The sequence below is a fragment of the Streptomyces sp. NPDC048411 genome (assembly GCF_040704695.1).
In the GTDB taxonomy this organism is placed as follows: Bacteria; Actinomycetota; Actinomycetes; order Streptomycetales; family Streptomycetaceae; genus Streptomyces.
This window is the reverse complement of the sequence record NZ_JBEZKL010000051.1, coordinates 1-19,207: the sequence shown is the minus strand read 5'-3', so window position 1 is coordinate 19,207 and position 19,207 is coordinate 1. Positions and strand designations below refer to the sequence as shown.

Annotated in this window: 16 protein-coding genes; 11 read left to right on the top strand and 5 right to left on the bottom strand. The window is 71.1% G+C overall.

Going from position 1 to position 19,207, the window contains the following annotated elements; all coding sequences use genetic code 11:
* Positions 1 to 19 precede the first annotated feature (19 nt).
* The 4 genes from AB0915_RS19550 to AB0915_RS19535 form a co-directional block, all read right to left on the bottom strand.
* Positions 20 to 940: a LysR substrate-binding domain-containing protein gene (locus tag AB0915_RS19550; RefSeq protein ID WP_366692273.1), complete on the bottom strand. Its 921-nt coding sequence runs from the start codon at positions 938 to 940 to the stop codon at positions 20 to 22.
* A 177-nt stretch (positions 941 to 1,117) separates the two neighbouring features.
* Positions 1,118 to 1,348 (bottom strand): hypothetical protein, encoded by a 231-nt coding sequence (locus AB0915_RS19545; RefSeq protein ID WP_366692272.1) that lies wholly within the window; start codon positions 1,346 to 1,348, stop codon positions 1,118 to 1,120.
* A 20-nt stretch (positions 1,349 to 1,368) separates the two neighbouring features.
* Positions 1,369 to 3,525 carry a 4-alpha-glucanotransferase gene (malQ, locus tag AB0915_RS19540; RefSeq protein WP_366692271.1) on the bottom strand — a complete coding sequence of 719 codons (2,157 nt, stop codon included), beginning with the start codon at positions 3,523 to 3,525 and terminating at the stop codon, positions 1,369 to 1,371.
* The gene (locus AB0915_RS19535; protein ID WP_366692270.1) at positions 3,526 to 3,792 is read right to left on the bottom strand and encodes a hypothetical protein; all 267 of its coding nucleotides are present in this window, start codon (positions 3,790 to 3,792) and stop codon (positions 3,526 to 3,528) included. It abuts the gene before it with no gap.
* 309 nt (positions 3,793 to 4,101) lie between these two features.
* On the opposite strand from AB0915_RS19535, the gene AB0915_RS19530 reads away from it, so the two are divergent.
* The 4 genes from AB0915_RS19530 to AB0915_RS19515 all read left to right on the top strand — a co-directional run bounded on the left by AB0915_RS19530 (position 4,102) and on the right by AB0915_RS19515 (position 9,863).
* On the top strand, positions 4,102 to 7,089 hold the full coding sequence (locus AB0915_RS19530; protein WP_366692269.1) for a beta-N-acetylglucosaminidase domain-containing protein: 2,988 nt from the start codon (positions 4,102 to 4,104) through the stop codon (positions 7,087 to 7,089).
* Between the two features lie 152 nt (positions 7,090 to 7,241).
* Positions 7,242 to 7,799: a PadR family transcriptional regulator gene (locus AB0915_RS19525; RefSeq protein ID WP_366692268.1), complete on the top strand. Its 558-nt coding sequence runs from the start codon at positions 7,242 to 7,244 to the stop codon at positions 7,797 to 7,799.
* Positions 7,796 to 8,530, top strand: coding sequence for an ABC transporter ATP-binding protein (locus AB0915_RS19520; RefSeq protein WP_366692267.1), 735 nt, complete (start codon positions 7,796 to 7,798; stop codon positions 8,528 to 8,530). The genes AB0915_RS19525 and AB0915_RS19520 overlap by 4 nt, the downstream gene beginning before the upstream one ends.
* A complete protein-coding gene (locus tag AB0915_RS19515; RefSeq protein ID WP_366692266.1) occupies positions 8,520 to 9,863 on the top strand; it encodes an FtsX-like permease family protein in 1,344 nt (447 codons plus the stop codon). The genes AB0915_RS19520 and AB0915_RS19515 overlap by 11 nt, the downstream gene beginning before the upstream one ends.
* Positions 9,864 to 9,916: 53 nt before the next feature.
* Here AB0915_RS19515 and AB0915_RS19510 read toward each other — a convergent pair whose 3' ends face one another.
* A complete protein-coding gene (locus tag AB0915_RS19510) occupies positions 9,917 to 10,453 on the bottom strand; it encodes an HNH endonuclease (protein ID WP_037698282.1) in 537 nt (178 codons plus the stop codon).
* A 362-nt stretch (positions 10,454 to 10,815) separates the two neighbouring features.
* Here AB0915_RS19510 and AB0915_RS19505 point away from each other — a divergent pair, with 362 nt between their 5' ends.
* The 7 genes from AB0915_RS19505 (at position 10,816) to AB0915_RS19475 (ending at position 19,098) form a co-directional block, all read left to right on the top strand.
* Positions 10,816 to 11,880: a mechanosensitive ion channel family protein gene (locus AB0915_RS19505; protein WP_366692265.1), complete on the top strand. Its 1,065-nt coding sequence runs from the start codon at positions 10,816 to 10,818 to the stop codon at positions 11,878 to 11,880.
* 466 nt (positions 11,881 to 12,346) lie between these two features.
* A complete protein-coding gene (locus AB0915_RS19500; RefSeq protein ID WP_366692264.1) occupies positions 12,347 to 13,570 on the top strand; it encodes an ROK family transcriptional regulator in 1,224 nt (407 codons plus the stop codon).
* A 58-nt stretch (positions 13,571 to 13,628) separates the two neighbouring features.
* On the top strand, positions 13,629 to 14,966 hold the full coding sequence (locus AB0915_RS19495; protein WP_366692263.1) for an ABC transporter substrate-binding protein: 1,338 nt from the start codon (positions 13,629 to 13,631) through the stop codon (positions 14,964 to 14,966).
* A 79-nt stretch (positions 14,967 to 15,045) separates the two neighbouring features.
* Positions 15,046 to 15,927, top strand: a complete 882-nt coding sequence (locus tag AB0915_RS19490) for a sugar ABC transporter permease (protein WP_366692300.1) — start codon at positions 15,046 to 15,048, stop codon at positions 15,925 to 15,927.
* Position 15,928: 1 nt separating this feature from the next.
* The gene (locus tag AB0915_RS19485; RefSeq protein ID WP_366692262.1) at positions 15,929 to 16,831 is read left to right on the top strand and encodes a carbohydrate ABC transporter permease; all 903 of its coding nucleotides are present in this window, start codon (positions 15,929 to 15,931) and stop codon (positions 16,829 to 16,831) included.
* Positions 16,832 to 16,834: 3 nt separating this feature from the next.
* On the top strand, positions 16,835 to 18,124 hold the full coding sequence (locus AB0915_RS19480; protein ID WP_366692261.1) for a 6-phospho-beta-glucosidase: 1,290 nt from the start codon (positions 16,835 to 16,837) through the stop codon (positions 18,122 to 18,124).
* Positions 18,115 to 19,098, top strand: a complete 984-nt coding sequence (locus AB0915_RS19475; protein ID WP_366692260.1) for a BadF/BadG/BcrA/BcrD ATPase family protein — start codon at positions 18,115 to 18,117, stop codon at positions 19,096 to 19,098. Before AB0915_RS19480 ends, AB0915_RS19475 begins: the two co-directional genes overlap by 10 nt.
* The last annotated feature ends 109 nt before the right edge of the window (positions 19,099 to 19,207 follow it).

Sequence of the window (19,207 nt, the reverse complement as noted above, 5' to 3'; positions counted from 1 at the left end):
TTCGCACAATTCCTTCAGCTCAGCTGAATGTATTGGCGCGGGCCGCGCTGACCTGTTCGAGTGCGGCCAGGACCCGGGCCACTGCCGGGCCCTCCTCCGCACCCTGCCGTACCGCCGCCACCACATGGCGCCTGGGCAGGTCCGCCTCCAGAACGCGCATCACCACACCCTTGCGGCGTTCCGCCGATGCCATCCGCGGGATCAGGGCGACACCCATGCCCGCCTCGACCATGGCGAGGATCGCGGTCCACCCGGCGGCGCTGTGCGCCTGCTCCGGCATGAACCCGGCCGCCTCGCACGCGGCCGTGGTGATCTCCGACCAAGGGCCCGAGCCGCCGAAGATCCACGGTTCGGCGGCGAGGTCGGCCAGCCGGAGCCCTGGGGCGTCCGCGAGCCGGTGACCGGCGGGGAGGGCGACGTCGAGCGGGTCGGTCAGCAGGGGGAGGAGGGTGAAGCGGGGGTCGTGGGCGGTCGGCGCGTGCGCGGCGAGGGAGAGCGCGAGGTCGACGTCGCCGGCCGACAGGAGTTCGTACGCCTCCGCGGCCTCCGCCTCCCGTACCCGTACCGACGGTCCCGGCCGGTCGTCGGCGCGCAGGAGCCGGACCGCCGGTACGACGAGGCCGGGCACCGCCGTCGAGAAGGCGCCGACCCGCACCTCCCCCGCCTCGCCCCGCAGATAGCCGGTCAACTCGGCGTCGGCGCGTTCCAGTTGGGCGAAAACTGCTTCGGCGTGGCGGAGTACGAGGTGTGCGGCATCGGTGAGCCGGACGCGTCGGCCCTGTGCTTCCAGCAGAGGTACGCCCAGTTGCCTGGCCAGGTTGGAGAGCTGCTGGGACACCGCGGAGGGGGTCATCAGCAGCGCCTCGGCCGTCGCCGTGACGGTCCCGCGCTCGCTCAGCGTGCGCAGAATCCGGAGCTTCTTGATGTCCCACTCGGTCATGTCCGCACATTATCCGCCGCCGCGGACCCGGCCCGTTCATGCGGCAGAACTCAATGATGAGGAAGGGTGCTCGGCCGGAACGCACAACAGGGCGGCTCGACGTGCCTTACGCACGTCGAGGCGCCCTGGGACAGCACAGGTGGGGCTACGCAGTTCTGGCGCTGCGCAACCGGTGGGTCAGACCTGCTTCTTGGACTTGTCCAGGAGCATGACCAGGCCCGTGATGATCACGAACAGAGCAATGGGGGCCACGACGTACAGGCCGATCGTGTCGATCGCGCTCAGGCCGGGGCCCGGGTCGTCACCGTCGTCACGCGTCAGCGCAAGCGCGGGGGACGACATGAGCAGCATCATCAGCGTCGTACCGGCCGCCACGGCGCCGGTGCGCATTGCGTTCTTCTTGTCCACGCTACAAACGTAGCGAACGCCTAGGAGCGGCGCGCGCCCGGGGGTGCCGTACGGGGACGTGCGCGACTGTTCTCCGGGTCGAGGACCTCCATCAGGCGGTGCAGGCGAGGGGATGCGGCGAGCTCCTCCAGGGTGACCGGGTGGCCCTCCGCGTCGGCGATGGGCAGCCGCCAGTTGGGGTACTGGTCCCAGGTGCCCGGCAGGTTCTGCGGGCGCCGGTCGCCGACCGTGTCCGGGAGCCAGATGCCGGCCATGCGGGCGGGGGTGCGCAGCAGGAAGCGGTGGACGGCCCGGATCGCGCCCTCCTCGTCGCCCTCGCCCTCCGGGAACAGTCCGAGTCGGGCGAGCAGGGCGAGCCACTCGGCGGTGGCGGTGGCGTCCTCGGTCTGTTCCTGCTCCAGGGTGCGGGTGAGCAGGCCGAGGCGGTGGCGGAGGGTCACGTGGTCACCGGTCAGCCGGGCGGCGGTGGACGGCAGGTCGTGGGTGGTGGCGGTGGCCAGGCATCCCTCGCGCCAGTCCTGAGGGGGCAGCGGGCGGCCGTTACCCGCCCAGTCGCGCTCGAACCAGAGCACGGACGTGCCGAGCACTCCGCGCCGGGCGAGTGCTTCGCGTACGCCGGGTTCGACCGTGCCGAGATCCTCCCCTATGACGACCGCGCCGACCAGGTGCGCCTCCAGGGCGAGGACGGCGAGCATCGCCTCGGCGTCATGACTGACGTATGTGCCCTCGGTCGGCGGCTTTCCCTCGGGAACCCACCAGAGCCGGAAGAGGCCCATGACGTGGTCGATGCGGAGGGCGCCCGCGCGGGCGAGGAGACCGCGGAGCAGTCCGCGGTACGGGGCGTAGCCGGACGCGGCGAGGACGTCGGGGCGCCACGGCGGCAGCCCCCAGTCCTGGCCGCGCGCGTTGAACGCGTCCGGGGGTGCGCCGACCGACATGCCGTGCGCGAAGGCGTCCTGCTGGGCCCAGGCGTCGGCGCCGCCGGGGTGCACGCCGACGGCGAGGTCGTGGACGATGCCGACCGCCATCCCGGCGTCCCGCGCGGCGCTCTGGGCGGCGCCGAGCTGGGTGTCGGTCAGCCAGGCGAGCCGGCAGTGGAAGTCGACCCGGTCGAGGAGCTCGCCGCGGGCGCGGGCGGTCTGCGGGGAGCGGGGGTCGCGCAGCCCGGGCGGCCAGGCGTGCCAGTCGGAGCCGTGCACCTCGGCGAGGGCGCACCACAGGGCGTGGTCCTCCAGGGCCTGCCCCTGCTCGGCGAGGAAGTCGCAGTAGGCGGCGCGGCGGCCGGGGGTCAGCGGGACCTCCGATACGAGTTCGAGAGCCTGGCGCTTGATTTCCCAGACGGCGTCCCGGTCGATCAGGGCGCCCTTGTTCAGGACCGCCTCGCTGAGGGCTTCGGCACTGTGCCGCAGGTCGTCGAGGGCGGCCCGGTCCCGCACGTGCCCGTACTCCGGGATCGACTCGATGTGCAGATGGACGGGGTCCGGGAAGCGGCGCGAGGAGGGGCGGTACGGGGACGGGTCGGTGGGTCTGCCCGGTACAGCGGCGTGCAACGGATTGACCTGGACGAACCCGGCGCCGAGGGTTCGGCCCGACCAGGCGGCGAGGTCGGCGAGGTCGCCGAGGTCGCCCATGCCCCAGGAGCGCCCGGAGAGCAGGGAGTAGAGCTGGACGAGGAAGCCATGGGTGCGCCGGGGCGGCTGGGGCACTCGGGCGGGGGCGACGATCAGAGTGGTGGTGGCGGACCGGCCGTGCTGGGTGCGCACGGTCAACCGGTGCACACCGAGCGGGGGTTCGGCCCACCAGGCGGGGATGGCGGCGCTCACCGCGGAAACGGCCGGATCCTGCTGTCCGCCCGGCACCCTCATCCGTGGCGGCCGGGGCGATCCGGCCGCTCCCTCGGGCTCGATGTCCAGTGTGGTGCCGGGGCTCAGTGCGGTCAGGGCGGGCGGCAGGGACTCCCCGGTCCACACCACGAGCGTCGGCGGGAGCAGCCGGGAGGCGGCCGCCGACTCGGCGGCGGCGAGTGATTCCCGTACCGCTTCGGGTGTGGCGGCGTCCACGCCCAGCGCGGCGAGCACGGTGATCACCGTGTCGTCGGGGACGGTCACCGTGACATCCGCGGACGGGGAGTAGGAGGTGGCGACGCCGTGCAGTGCGGCGAGCCGGGACAGGCCCATTCAGACTCCTGGGGACTCCGTGCCCCCCGCGGTGCCGGGGGCGGTCGGCTCGCTGGTCAGTGGGGCGACGCCGACGAGCGGCGGCTCGCTCGTCAAAGGGGTGGCTGCGGCGTGCGGCGGCTCGCTCGTGAGAGGAACGGCTGCGGCGTGCGGCGGCTCGCTGGTGAGGGGTATGGCGTCGGCGTACGCGGGTTCGCCGACGAGCGGGCCGGGACCCGGTACCTGTTCGGTCAGGGCGGAGAGCAGAAGCTGCGCGGCAGCGGGCATGGCGGCCTCCTGGCCGTGGACAAGTGGACACAGCAGGCCTACCCAGCGGACGGGGCCGCAGACATAGGCGCTCCAACAACGACCCCAACGTGCCCTGGGTCACATTCCGTTCCTCAGGGGCCGGTTACCCGTAAACCATCCGCCGTTTTCGGCCATCCGGCGCCATCTCTGCTGTGGCCCACCGATCACTGACCACACCTCACCCCATCCACCACATCGGGCATATGAGGCACAACGGTCACACACATTGACACCCTCGCGCCCGGGTGGTGGGCTCGGAGCCCATCGATGGGAGCGAGGGAGTACGGCATGCAGCTCAGGCGCAGAAAGCAGGCGGCGGCCGTCGCGGCCGCCGTGCTCGGCGGACTGCTCTCCACAGGCACCCCGGCCGCCTTCGCCGCACCCTCGGCCCCCGGCTCACCCGCTGTTTCGACATCCGACCGTACGGACGACGGCGCGCTGCCCACCGTGTGGCCGCGCCCGCAGACCATCAAGGCGTCCGGGGCCGCCGTACCGCTCACCACCGAGGTGACCCTCCTCGCCGGCGCGCGCACCGATCCGTACGCCCTCGACGCGGCCCGGCAGGTGCTGCTCGACGCGGGCGTACGGACCGTCCACGAGGCGCTGCCGGGCCGCGGGCCGGTCATCCGGCTCGGCGGCGACGACGCCCAGGACGCCCTGCGGGCCCTGCGCGCCCCGGAACGCGCCGATCTGCCGTCCGGCGGCTACCGGATCGCGGTCGGTACGGTCGCGGGCCGCCCCACCGTCGCCCTGGACGGCCTCGGCGACGACGGCCTCTTCCACGCCGTGCAGACGCTGCGTCAGCTGATCCGGAACGGAAGTGTCGCCGGGGTCACCGTGCGGGACTGGCCGGCCACCGCCGTACGCGGCATGACCGAGGGCTTCTACGGGCATCCGTGGACGCGCGCGGAACGGCTCGCGCAGATCGACTTCATGGGGCGGACGAAGCAGAACCGGTACCTCTACGCGGCGGGCGACGACCCGTACCGGCAGGCCCGCTGGCGCGATCCGTACCCCGCCGAACGGCGCGCCGACTTCCGGGCACTGGCCGAACGGGCCCGCGCCCAGCATGTGACGCTCGGCTGGGCGGTCTCCCCCGGCCAGGCCATGTGCATGTCCTCGGACGGCGATGTGAAGGCGCTGACGCGGAAGATCGACGCCATGTGGGCGCTCGGCGTGCGCGTCTTCCAGCTGCAGTTCCAGGACGTCAGCTACAGCGAATGGCACTGCGACGACGACCGGGACACCTTCGGCAGCGGACCCGAGGCAGCGGCCAGGGCCCAGGCACGGGTCGCGAGCAAGGTGGCGCAGCATCTCGCGGACAGGTACCCGGATGCGGAGCCGCTGTCGGTGATGCCGACGGAGTTCTACCAGGACGGGGTCACCGACTACCGCGCGGCTCTCGCCAAGGAGCTGGACGACCGCGTGCAGATCGCCTGGACCGGCGTCGGCGTCGTGCCGAGGACCATCACCGGTGGGGAACTGGCCGGTGCGCGCGCCACGTTCCGGCATCCGCTCGTCACGATGGACAACTACCCGGTCAACGACTACGCACAGGACCGCATCTTCCTCGGCCCGTACACAGGCCGGGACCCGGCGGTCGCGATCGGCTCGGCGGCGCTGCTCGCCAACGCGATGGAGCAGCCGTCCGCGTCCCGCATCCCGCTGTTCACCGCCGCCGACTTCGCCTGGAACCCGAAGGGCTACCGGGCGCAGGAGTCCTGGCAGGCGGCCATCGACGATCTGGCGGGCGGCGACGCCCGCACCCGGGACGCGCTGCGGGCGCTGGCCGGGAACAGCGCGACGTCCGTGCTGGGCGGCGACGAGTCGGCGTATCTGCGGCCGTTGCTCGCCGCGTTCTGGAACTCCCGTACGACGGCAAACGCCACGGCGCGGGCCGACGCGGCACGCGAGCTGCGGGCCGCTTTCACCGTGATGCGGGGGGCACCGCAGCGGCTGAAGGGCCCGGCAGACGGGCGGCTCGACGACGAAGTGCGGCCCTGGACCGAGCAGTTGGCCCGGTACGGGCGGGCGGGCGAGCTCGCCGTCGATCTGCTGCAGGCCCAGGCACGCGGCGACGGCGCGGCAGCGTGGAAGGCGTCGCTGGCCCTGGAGCCGCTGCGCACGGCGATCAAGGCGAGCGGGGCGACGGTCGGCAAGGGGGTGCTTGACCCCTTCCTGGACCGGGCGCGCAGCGAGGCCGACTCCTGGACCGGCGCGGACCGGGACACCGGGACGGTGGCCGAGACCCCGGGCAGCTACACGGTCCGGCTGAACCGGGCCCGCCCGGTGGAGGCGGTGACCGCGATGACGGTGCCCGGCGCCGAGGCGGACGCGACGCTGCAGGCGCATGTGCCGGGCGAGGGCTGGCGCAGTCTCGGCCCGGTCTCGGGAACCGGCTGGACCCAGAGATCGGCCAAGGGGCTGCGAGCCGACGCGATCCGGGTCATCTGGCCCACTGCTTCCCTGGCGACGGGCGCGAACGCGGGCATGCTGCCGCCGATCGTCTCCGGAACCGTCCCCACCGCCGAACCCCTCCAGGTGCACGCCCTCGTGCCGTGGTTCGGTGACGAACCCCCCGCCCGGCTCGATCTCGTACGCGGTGAGACCGACGCCGAGATCGGCGGCGATCCGCAGCGGGTGCAGGCACGGCTCGCCGCCCGCCGCCCCGCCGAGGTGCGGGGCGCGCTCACCGCGAAGGCGCCCAAGGGCATCAAGGTGTCCGTCCCCGAGCAGACGACGGTGCCGCGCGGGTCCCGTACCGACGTCCCTGTGGAGATCACCGTCCCGGCGGACACCCCGGCGGGCGAGTACGAGGTGCCGCTCCACTTCGCCGGCGAGGAGAGCACCCTCACCGTCCGGGCCTACCCGCGCACCGCCGGCCCGGATCTGGCCCGTACGGCCACCGCCTCCTCGTCCGGCGACGAGACCCCGGACTTCCCGGCGGACGCCGCGTCGGACGGCGATCCCACCACCCGCTGGTCGTCCCCGGCCGAGGACGGCGCCTGGTGGCAGGCGGAACTGGCGGAGCCCGCCAGGATCGGGCAGGTGGTGCTGCGCTGGCAGGACGCGTACGCCGCCCGCTACCGCATCCAGGTCTCCGCGGACGGCCGCAACTGGCGCACGGCGGCGACCGTCCGGGACGGCAAGGGCGGGCGCGAGTCCGTCCGGATGGACGCGAAGGACACCCGCTTCTTGAGGATTCAGGGCGACGGCCGCGGCACCGAGTTCGGCTACTCGCTCTGGTCGGTGGAGGCGTACGCCGTCGCCCCGTAGCCGCACGCGGGCACGCCGCCGTGCGAACCAGGGGTGATTCACCACCCGACCGGCAATCGCTGCTTCACCGGTTACTCCCTCGGCAGGTGATCCCCGGTCACCACCCGCCCAACTATTCACTCAGTACATGTACCGAGTATATAGTCGGCCGCATGAGCATCCGCCATGTCCTTCTGGGACTGCTCGCCGGAGGTCCAAGCCACGGCTACGACCTCAAACGGCGGTACGACGAACGCTTCCCGCAAGCCCGGCCACTGGCCTACGGGCAGGTCTACACGACCCTGCAACGCCTGGTGCGTGACGGCCTCGCCGCCGTCGAAGGCACCGATTCCGACAGCGGACCCGAACGCACCCTGTACCGCTCCACCGACGAAGGATCACGCGAACTGGCCGGGTGGGCCGACGAGATCGCCCCGCCCGCCCCCTTCGTGGCGAACGAGATCTTCGCCAAGGTCGTGGTCTCGATCCTCGTCGCGGCCGTCGCCGACGACGACCGCACCACCGGCGCGGCCGCCTATCTGCAAGCCCAACGTGCCGCCCACATGGAGCGCATGCGTGAACTCACCGCACTCAAGACCACCCCGGGCGCCGATCTCAGCACGGTGCTCTCCGCCGACTACGCCCTCGCCCATCTGGACGCCGACGTCCGGTGGATGACCACGACAGCGAGCCGACTCGCCACCCTGACCGCGGAGGTCAACGCAGCATGAGCACACATACCGAGCAGCACCGCCCGGGAGCAGCGCCCCTGCTGACCGCCACGGGACTGCGGAAGTCCTACGGCAAGTCGGAGGCGTTGCGCGGCGCTTCGATCGAACTCCACGCGGGTGAGATTCTCGCCGTCACCGGTGCCAGCGGCAGCGGGAAATCCACGCTGCTGCACTGCCTGGCGGGGATCGTCCGCCCCGACGAGGGTTCGGTCTCGTACGGACAGGAGCGGCTCGACCGGCTTTCCGAGGCCCGGCTCGGCGAACTGCGGCGCACCGACTTCGGCGTGGTGTTCCAGTTCGGGCAGCTGATCCCCGAACTCACCGTGCTCGACAACGTGGCACTGCCACTGTTGCTCGCAGGGACGTCCCGCACCGCGGCACAGGCACGGGCGGGCGAATGGCTGGAACGCTTCGGGGTGCGCGGCCACGCCGGTCTGCGGCCCGGCGAGCTGAGTGGCGGCCAGAGCCAACGCGTGGCAATGGCACGCGCGTTGGTGACCGGTCCGAAGGCGGTCTTCGCGGACGAGCCGACCGGGGCGCTCGACTCGCTCGCCGGGGAGCAGGTGATGATGGCCCTGGTGCACGCCACCCGCGAGACCGGCACCGCGGTGCTGCTGATCACCCACGACGCGCAGGTCGCCGCGTACGCGGACCGCGAAGTGTGGCTGCGGGACGGGGCCGTCCACGCTGCGCCGGTCACCGTCCGGGAGGCCGCCCGCCATGAAGGCTGACGCCCGCATCGCATGGATCCTGACGCGCGGCTCGAACCGCCGCGAGTGGTGGCGGATCTCGCTCACCGCGGTGGGCGCGCTGGTCGCCACGGGCTTCGCCCTCGCGGCGGTCACGGTCGCCGCCGTCGCCGGGCAGGTGTCGATCCCCTACGCGCACGGCCTCCTGAACCAGCCGGGCGAGCGCGCCGGTGTGGTGGTCACGCTGCTGCTCCTGCTCGTCCCCGTGCTCGGCTTCCTCGGTCAGTGCGCCCGCATCGGCGCCGTGCACCGCGACCGGCGACTGGCCGGGCTGCGGCTCGCGGGGGCGTCGCCCGCGCAGGTACGGCGCATCTCGGCGCTGGAGTCCGCGTTCGCGTGCCTGGCGGGATCGGCCGGCGCGCTGGCCGTCTTCGCCGCGGTCCTCGCCGCCGCCGGTCACATGCCGCCGCCGGTGGCATGGGTGGCCTTCGTGCTGGTTGTCCTCGCCGTGCCGGTCGTGGCCGCGCTGGTGAGCGCACTCGCCCTGCGGCGGGTGGTCGCCTCGCCGCTCGGCTGGGTGCGCCGTGTCCGGCCGGGCAGCGGACACCGGACGCTGCTCGCGCTCCTGGTCCCGACCGCGCTGATCGCCGTGGCGCTCTTCCTCCTTGCCGACCGCAACGGCCGTCCCGGCGACGTGACTGTCCCGTTCACGGTGCTCGCCGTGGTGCTTGTCACCGGAGCGGGCGCGGTCTGGCTGGCCGGAGCGACGGCTTCCTTCATGGGCCGGTGGCTGACCCTCCGCGCGAAGAGCCCCGCAGTGCTGATCGCCGCGGGGCGGCTCAAGGACGACCCGTGGGCCGCCGCGCGCACCCATGCCGCTCTGCTGCTGGTGACCGTCGTCGGGGTGGGTTTCGTCGGCGTACGACAGGTGCTGCTCGACGAGTTGCACCGGCGGAGCGGTTACGCGGCGGAGGACCTCGGCTTCTACACCACGGGGATCGACCTCGCCGGGACCGCCGTCCTGGTGGCTCTCGTCATCAGCCTCTTCGGCCTCGCGGTGGGCACAGCCGAATCCGTCGCCACCCGCCGCAGGGGACTCGCCGCCCAGACCGCGGCCGGAGTACCGCGGACGGTTCTGGCCCGGACCCTCCTCCTGGAAACGGCGCTCCCGCTGGCCCCCGCGGTCCTGCTCGCCGGCATCGGAGGCATGGCGGTGCACCTCTCGTACGCCCTGCTGGTGGTTCCCGAGGCCGTCCCGTCGATGCTTCCACTGGTCGTACCCGTGGTGGTGTACGCCGCCTGTCTGCTGGCCGCGTCGGCCTCGCTGCCGCTGCTGCGGCGGGCGGTGCACCCCACGGAGCTGCGGTTCACGTAGCACGCGGCACTGCGCGAAGCCACATCTCCCCGGATACGCGAAAGCCCGGATCGTCAGGCTGAAATGCCGTCGATCCGGGCCATGGCGTCGTCCGCGCCGAAGGGTTGCAGGTACGGCAGCCAGCGCGGGTCCCGGTGCCCCGTCCCGATGATCCGCCAGGCCAGGCCGGTCGGCGGGGCGGGTTGTTGGTGCAGCCGCCAGCCGAGCTCCGGCAGATGCCGGTCCGCCTTGACGTGGTTGCAGCGGCGGCAGGCCGCCACCACGTTGTCCCAGGCGTGCTGTCCGCCTCGGCTGCGGGGGATGACATGGTCGACGCTGGTCGCGGCGGCACCGCAGTACATGCAGCGCCCGCCGTCCCTGGCGAAGAGTGCCCGGCGGGTCAGTGGAACGGGCCCCCGGTAGGGAACCCGTACGAACCGTTTCAGACGGACGACGCTCGGGGCTGGGATGGCGCGGGTGGCGCTGTGCATGAGGGCGCCTGACTCCTCAAGGCAGATGGCCTTGTTCTCCAGGACGAGGACGAGCGCGCGGCGGAGCGGTACGACGCCGAGCGGCTCGTACGACGCGTTGAGAACCAGGACATGCGGCACGGTGGATGCCTCCTTGTACGCCGGCGGCGCGTGGCTCGCGCCGGGACGATCCGATCTCAGTCTCTCCTCATGCCTGGTCAATCCGCCACCACGTGCGGGTAACGGGCCGGAAGGATTTTCCCGGGTCCCTGCCGTCCGCACGGCCCGGAATCGCCGGAACAGGTGCTCAGGAGGCCGTTGCCGGAGCGGTCCCGGGATCGATGTGCGATCGGCCACACCCGGCCTCGAAACCCGTTCCGGAACCGGCTACCCCTTCCATATCCCCGGGTGAGACGTGCCTCTCCCCTCCGTCACCGCAACGGAGCACTCCCGATGCCCCGTTAGTGTGGTTGGGCAGCCCACGTCCATCTGGAGGTTCCGTCGTGTCCCTGTCCGCCCTGTTGGCCGCAGCACCGTCACCCGAGCCCGGCGGCTCGCTGGACGAAGCCGCCAAGCAGGCCGGCCACGCCGCGGGCTGGGTGGAGGAGAACTGGTCCACCTGGCTGAACACCGGTCTGCGCATCGTCCTCATCGCGGTCATCGCGGTCTTGTTGCGCATCGCGATCCGCCGTGCTCTCACCAAGCTCATCGAGCGGATGAACCGCAGCGCCCAGGCCGTCGAGGGCACCGCTCTCGGCGGCCTGCTGGTCAATACGGAACGCCGCCGTCAGCGCTCCGAGGCGATCGGGTCCGTACTCCGGTCGGTCGCTTCGTTCCTGATCCTCGGTACGGCCGCCCTGATGATCCTGGGCGCCTTCCAGATCGATCTGGCGCCGCTGCTCGCCTCCGCCGGTGTCGCCGGTGTGGCACTCGGTTTCGGTGCGCGCAACCTCGTCACCGACTTCCTCTCCGGTGTCTTCATGATCCTTGAGGACCAGTACGGCGTCGGGGACACCATCGACGCGGGCGTCGCCTCCGGTGAGGTCATCGAGGTCGGTCTGCGGGTCACCAAGCTGCGCGGTGACCACGGTGAGATCTGGTACGTCCGCAACGGCGAGGTGAAGCGGATCGGCAACCTCAGCCAGGGGTGGTCGACCGCCGGCGTGGATGTGCAGGTACGCCCCACGGAGGACCTCGGCCGGGTACGTACGGTGATCACCGAGGCCGCCGGGCTGATGGCCAAGGAGGACCCCTGGAACGAGCGCCTGTGGGGCCCGGTGGAGATCCTCGGGCTGGACTCCGTGCTCCTGGACTCGATGACGGTCCGTGTGACGGCGAAGACGATGCCGGGCAAGGCGCTGGGTGTGGAGCGCGAGCTGCGCTGGCGGATCAAGCTGGCCTTCGACGAGGCGGGCATCCGGATGGTCGGCGGCGTGCCGGCCCAGCCGGACGAGCCGTCGGCGGCGGACCCGACCGCCGGCATGGCCGCCCCGTCCGCCTACGCGTCGACGACATCCCCGCAGTCGCTGGCCGCGACACCCATCCCACCGTCGAACCTGGCCAAGTAGCACCGCGGAACCACGGGCGCCCCGCCCGGCCGTAAGGGCCTGCGGGGCGCCCTTCGGCGTGAAAACGGGTCGAGCAGCAGTGACGGGCGGCGGTTGACACCGGGACGGGACCCGGGCGGCAGCACAGGAGGCCGGGGCTCGGAAGCAGCCTTTCCTGGCCCGCCCGAGGGGTGCCGGGTGGCCGGCCCCGGGCAGCGCTCGCGCCCACCCGCCCCACGGACGGCACGACCGGACTCGGCGCCACGGGCCGTACCGCTCCGCCCAACCCCGCGGAAGCGGGCCCGCTTCGGCCTGAATGCGCCTGAGGACTGTCCCGTAACCGCCGGCAAGACAGCCCTCGGTCCGGCTCCCCGGATAACGCTTTGGTTGCCACCGGCGCTCTGCCCATTGACGCGTCGGTGACGTGCGCCCTACCGTCCTCTCATCGAATAGGAAACTTTCCTAACAGAGGGCAGGTGCCGCACGCATGGCCGGAACGACACCGGGAACCCCCCGCGTCCTGCGGGCCATGAACGACCGGGCCGCCCTCGATCTGCTGCTGGAGCACGGACCTCTCTCGCGTACGAAGATCGGGAAGCTGACCGGGCTCTCCAAGCCCACCGCCTCGCAGCTGCTGGCCCGTCTGGAGGCGGCCGGGCTGGTCGTCGCCACCGGGACCGTCGCGGGACGACCCGGCCCCAATGCCCAGCTGTACGCGGTGAACGCCCGTGCCGCCCATGTCGCCGGTCTCGATGTGAACGCTCACCGGATCGTCGCCGCCGTTGCCGATGTGACCGGCGAGACGGTCGGCGAGTTCGAGCTGCGCACCCCCGGGCGGCGCGCCGACAGTGTGGTGCGGCAGGTGGCGGACGCACTGGACGGGGCCATCAAGGACGCCGGGCTCACCCGCTCCGATGTGCACCGGGTCGTCATCGGTACCCCGGGTGCCTTCGACCCCGGTACCGGGCGGCTGCGGTACGCCTCCCACCTGCCCGGCTGGCACTCCCCCACCCTGCTCGACGAGCTGGCCGCCTTCCTGCCGATGCCGGTCGAGTACGAGAACGACGTGAACCTCGTCGCGGTGGCCGAGCAGCGGCTCGGCGCGGCCCGCGGCCACGACGACTTCGTCCTGCTGTGGAACGAGGAGGGGCTCGGCGCCGCCCTCGTCATCGGCGGACGGTTGCACCGCGGCTTCACCGGCGGCGCCGGTGAGGTCGGTTTCCTGCCAGTGCCCGGTGTCCCGCTGGTCCGTCAGGTCACCAAGGCGAACTCGGGCGGCTTCCAGGAGCTGGCGGGCGCCCAGGTGCTGCCCCGACTGGCCCGGAAGCTCGGCATCGACGACGAGCTGACCCGCGCCACCGGTACCCATCACGAGGTCGCGGCCGGCCTGATCACCCGGGCTGCCGCGGCCGCGGAGCAGGGCGAGGACGGCCCGTATGCCCGGCTCCTCGATCTGTTCGCCACCGGCCTCGCGACCGGCCTGGCCTCCATGGTCGCCGTACTCGACCCCGAACTCGTGGTTCTCTCCGGCGAGTTGATCGCCTCCGGCAGAGAACCGCTGCGCGCCCGGGTGCAAGGGGAGCTCGCCGAACTGGCGGCCTCCCGGCCCCGGCTGATCATCGGTGGCGTCACGCATCGGCCCGTACTGCGCGGGGCGCTGGAGAGCGCCCTCGCCACCACCCGCGACGAAGTCTTCGACACGTCGCGCTGACCCGCCCGCCGCACGTCCGTCCCTTCCCTGCCCCAACCCTTCATCGGGAGACACCGCCATGTCCGGAAACCGCCGGAAGACGGCCGCCGCGCTCACCGCGACCGCCGCGATATCCCTTCTCGCCTCCGCCTGTACCGGTCAGAGCGGCTCCGGTGCCCACGATGACGCGTCCAAGGAGACGACCATCACCTTCTGGCACGGCTGGAGCGCCCCGAACGAGGTCCAGGGAATTCAGGCCAACGTCGACGCCTTCGAGAAGGCGCACCCCAACATCCATGTGAAGGTCGTCGGCAACATGACCGACGACAAGATCAACCAGGCGCTGCGAGCGGGCGGTTCGAAGGCTCCGGACGTCGTCTCCTCGTTCACCACGAACAATGTGGGCAAGTTCTGCTCGTCCAAGGCGTTCGTCGACCTGAATTCCTTCCTGAAGAAGGACGGGATCGACGCCGACAAGACGTTCCCCAAGGCGATGAACGAGTACACGCAGTTCAACGGCGTGCGCTGCACCGTTCCGCTGCTCGGGGACGCGTACGGCCTCTACTACAACAAGGACGCGTTCAAGGCCGCAGGCATCACCAGCCCGCCGAAGACCTGGTCCGAACTTGCCGCGGACGCAAAGAAGCTGACGAAGACCAAGGGCGACTCGTACGAGCAGCTCGGCTTCATGCCGAACTACCACGGTTACGAGACGACGACCGACCACTACCTCGGCGGTTGGAACCCGACGTACTTCGACGCCGACGGCACGTCGAACATCGCCAAGGACCCGGCGTTCGCGTCGATGCTGACCACGCAGAAGAAGCTGGTCGACGACCTGGGCGGCTACGCGAAGCTGGAGAAGTTCCGCACCACGTTCGGTGACGAGTGGGGCGCCAAGCACCCGTTCCACACCGGCCAGGTGGCCATGCAGCTGGACGGCGAGTGGCGGCTCGGCATGGCCGAGGACACCAAGCCGAAGTTCGAGATCGGCGTGGCCCCGATGCCCGTCGCCGACAACGAGGCCGACACCTACGGCAAGGGCTATCTGACCGGCACCATCGCCGGTATCGCCGCCACTTCGCAGAAGCAGAACGCGGCGTGGGAGCTGGTGAAGTTCATGACCACCGACACCGACGCGGTGGTCGACTTCGCCAACGCCATTCACAACGTTCCGTCCACGCTGGCGGCGCTGAAGTCGCCGAAGCTGAAGTACGACCCGCGGTTCAAGACCTTCCTGGACATCGCCGCGAACCCGAAGAGCACCACCACCCCGCCCTCGGTGAACGGCGGCGCGTACCTGGTGTCCCTGCAGAACCTCGGATTCGACATCGAGAAGGGAAAGCAGACGGACATCAAGGCGGGTCTGGAGAAGACCGCCGAGGAAATCGACGCGGCGATCGCGCAGGCGAAGTAGAACCGCGATGAGCACACGTACGGGCACCTACGCACTGCGCTCGAAGCGCCGCCGCACGGCGCTGCGAACGGCGGCCTTCATGTCGCCGTGGCTGACCGGGTTCTGCGTCTTCTTCGCCTATCCGCTGGTCTCCACGGTCTATTTCTCCTTCACCCAGTACGACGGCTTCGCGCCCCCGAAGTTCGACGGGCTGAAGAACTGGTCGTACGTCTTCGACGAGTACCCGTTGTTCTGGCCCGCCCTCCGGAACACGCTGTGGCTGGTCGTGGTCATGGTCAGCTGCCGGGTCGTCTTCGGTCTCGGCGTCGGTCTGCTGATCACCAAAATCAAGACCGGTACGGGCGTCTTCCGGACCCTGTTCTACCTGCCGTACCTGGCGCCGCCGGTCGCGGCGACCCTGGGCTTCGTCTTCCTGCTCAACCCGGGTACGGGGCCGGTCAATTCGCTCCTCGGCGATCTGGGGCTGCCCGCGCCGGGCTGGTTCACCGACGCCGCCTGGTCCAAACCGGCCCTGACCGCGCTCGCGGTCTGGGGGGTGGGCGACCTGATGGTGATCTTCATGGCCGCGCTGCTCGACGTACCCAAGGAGCAGTACGAAGCGGCGGAGCTGGACGGGGCGACCGCGTACCAGCGGTTCCGGTTCGTCACGCTGCCGAACATCTCGCCGATCGTGATGTTCGCCGTGGTCACCGGGATCATCCAGACGATGCAGTACTACACCCAGCCGCTCGTGGCCGGGAAGGTCGCCTCGGGGGTGATGGGCGGCTCCGGGCAGCAGTTCGAACCGGGCTATCCCGACAAGTCGACACTGACGCTTCCGCAGCTCGTCTACAACCTCGGCTTCCAGCGTTTCGACTACGGCTCCGCCTGTGTGGTCGCGCTCGTTCTCTTCGTACTCGCCATGGCGTTCACCGCACTGCTGATGCGGCGCCGCAGCGGGCTGATCCAGGCAGGTGAATGACGTGGCGCAGGCTCTCGACACCCTCAAGGCCACCGGCCCGTCGGCCGGACCGGTCACCCCGGCCGAGCGCGTCGCACGCCGCAAGGCGCTGCTGAACTGGATCGCCGTGCACGCGCTCGGTGTCGCGGCCGCACTCTTCTTCGTGCTGCCGTTCGTCTTCCTGTTCCTCACCTCTCTGATGAGCGACCAGCAGGCGCTGACCCGGGATCTGTGGCCGCACCCCTTCGAGTGGAGCAACTACCGCAAGGTGTTCGACACCCCGGGCTTCCTGACCTGGTGGAAGAACACCCTGCTGTACGCGGGACTCGGCACCGTCCTCACCGTCGTGTCGTCGCTGCCCGTGGCGTACGCGCTCGCCAAGTTCCGTTTCCGCGGCCGCCAGCTGTCGCTGATGCTCGTCATCTCGATGATGATGCTGCCGCCGCAGGTCGTCGTCATCCCGATGTATCTGTTCTGGGCGAAGCAGCTGGACATGTCCGGCACGCTCTGGCCGCTGATCATCCCGATGGCCTTCGGTGACGCGTTCTCCATCTTCCTGCTGCGACAGTTCCTGCTGACCATCCCGAACGAGTACCTCGACGCGGCGAAGGTCGACGGCTGCGGCGAACTGCGCACCCTGCTCAAGGTGGTGCTGCCGATGGCCAGACCGGGCATCGCGGCCGTCGCGCTGTTCCAGTTCTTCTACGCCTGGAACGACTACTTCGGGCCGCAGATCTACGCCTCCGAGAACCCGGCCGCCTGGACTCTCAGTTACGGCCTGGAATCCTTCAAAGGCGCACACCACACCGACTGGAACCTGACCATGGCCGCGACCGTACTGGTCATGGCCCCCGTGATCCTCGTGTTCTTCTTCGCTCAAAAGGCATTTGTCGAAGGCGTCACACTGACCGGAGTAAAGGGCTGACCCATGAAGCTCGCAGTAGTTGGTGGCGGGTCCACCTACACCCCTGAACTGATCGACGGCTTCGCCCGGCTGCGGGACACGCTGCCCATCGAGGAGCTCGTGCTCGTCGATCCGGCGGCCGACCGTCTCGACCTCGTCGGCGGTCTCGCCCGGCGGATCTTCGCCAAGCAGGGCCACCCGGGGCGGATCGTCACCACCTCGGACATCGACGCGGGCGTCGCCGACGCCGACGCGGTCCTGCTACAGCTGCGCGTGGGCGGCCAGGCCGCCCGCAACCAGGACGAGACATGGCCGCTGGAGTGCGGCTGCATCGGCCAGGAGACCACCGGGGCCGGCGGTCTCGCCAAGGCATTGCGCACCGTCCCGGTCGTCCTCGACATCGCCGAGCGGGTCCGTCGCACCAACCCCGACGCGTGGATCATCGACTTCACCAATCCGGTCGGGATCGTGACCCGGGCGCTGCTCCAGGCCGGTCACAAGGCCGTCGGTCTGTGCAACGTGGCCATCGGCTTCCAGCGGAAATTCGCCAGGCTGCTCGATGTCACCCCCGGTGAGGTGCACCTCGACCATGTCGGGCTCAACCACCTGACGTGGGAGCTCGGAGTGCGGCTCGGCGGCCCTGACGGCGAGAACGTCCTGCCGAAACTGCTCGCCGAGCACGGCGCCGCGATCGCCGGCGATCTGCGCATGCCCCGGGCGGTCGTCGACCGGCTCGGCGTCGTCCCCTCGTACTATCTGCGGTACTTCTACGCCCACGACGAGGTCGTGCGGGAGCTAGGCACCAAGCCGTCCCGGGCGGCGGAGGTCGCCGCGATGGAGAAGGAACTCCTCGCCATGTACGGCGACCCGGCGCTGGACGAGAAGCCCGCGCTGCTCGCCAAGCGCGGCGGCGCGTTCTACTCGGAGGCGGCCGTGGACCTGGCGTCCTCGCTGCTGGGCTCGGGCGGCTCGGCGGTGCAGGTCGTCAATACGTACAACAACGGGACGCTGCCGTTCCTGCCGGACGACGCGGTGATCGAGGTGCAGGCCCGGGTCGACGGCACAGGGGCGACGCCGCTCGCCATTCCGGAGCTGGACCCGCTGTACGCGGGGCTGATCGCCAATGTGACGGCGTACGAGGACCTCGCCCTGGAAGCGGCGCTGCTCGGCGGCCGAGCCACCGGGCGGGCGGGCGGGAGAGACGCAGTGTTCAAGGCGCTGCTCGCCCACCCCCTGATCGGCCAGTTCGAGTACGCCGAGGCGCTCACCGACAAGCTGATCGCGCACAACCGGGAGCACCTCGCGTGGGCGTGAACGCTGCGGTCCTCGCCATCGACGCGGGGAACAGCAAGACCGATGTGGCCCTGATCGGACCGGACGGAACGCTGCTGAGCTCGGTGCGCGGAGGCGGCTTCCAGCCGCCGACCGTCGGCATCGATGTGGCCGTGGACGTCCTGGCCTCGGCGATCGGAGAGGCGCTGGCGAAAGCGCGGGCGTACGGCGAGCCGGTGGAATCCGTCGCGCATGTGTCGGCGTGTCTGGCCAATGCCGATCTCCCGGTCGAGGAGCAGGCGCTCGCCGCGGCGCTGCGGGCCCGTGACTGGGGTCGCACGGTGGAGGTCCGCAACGACACGTTCGCGATACTGCGGGCCGGGGTCGACGAGCCCCGGGGCGTGGCCGTCGTCTGCGGTGCGGGGATCAACTGTGTCGGCATGGTGCCGGACGGGCGGACCGCGCGCTTCCCCGCCATCGGCCGGATCTCCGGTGACTGGGGCGGCGGTTCGGGGCTCGCCGAGGAGGCCATGTGGTTCGCCTCGCGGGCCGAGGACGGGCGCGGCGAACCGACCGAACTGGCGCGCACCCTGCCCGCGCACTTCGGGCTCGACTCGATGTACGCGCTGATCGAGGCACTGCATCTGGGGCACATCGAGTTCGAGCGGCGGCACGAGCTGACGCCGGTGCTGTTCGCGACCGGCGCGGCCGGGGACCCGGTGGCGCGCGGTCTCGTGCACCGGCTGGCGGACGAGGTCGTCGCGATGGCGTCGGTCGCGCTGACCCGCCTCGGGCTGCTGGACGAGGAGGCGCCGGTGGTCCTGGGCGGCAGCGTGCTGGCGGCGCGCCACCCGCAGCTGGACGACCGGATCGCCGAACTCCTCGCGGCACGGGCCCCGAAGGCGGTGGTCCGGGTGGTGCAGGAGCCGCCGGTGCTGGGGGCCGGGCTGCTGGGTCTTGACCACACGGGGGCTGCGCCGGAGGTGCACAGCAGGCTGCGTGCGCAGTACGGCTGACACCTCGGCAGACGGGCACTAGGGCGTGTTTCGAAAGTAGCGTCGTCCGCCCGTAGGGCGGGCCAGGCGGCGTCTGGTGCGTGCGATCGCAAGGCGGAGGGTCGCCCCG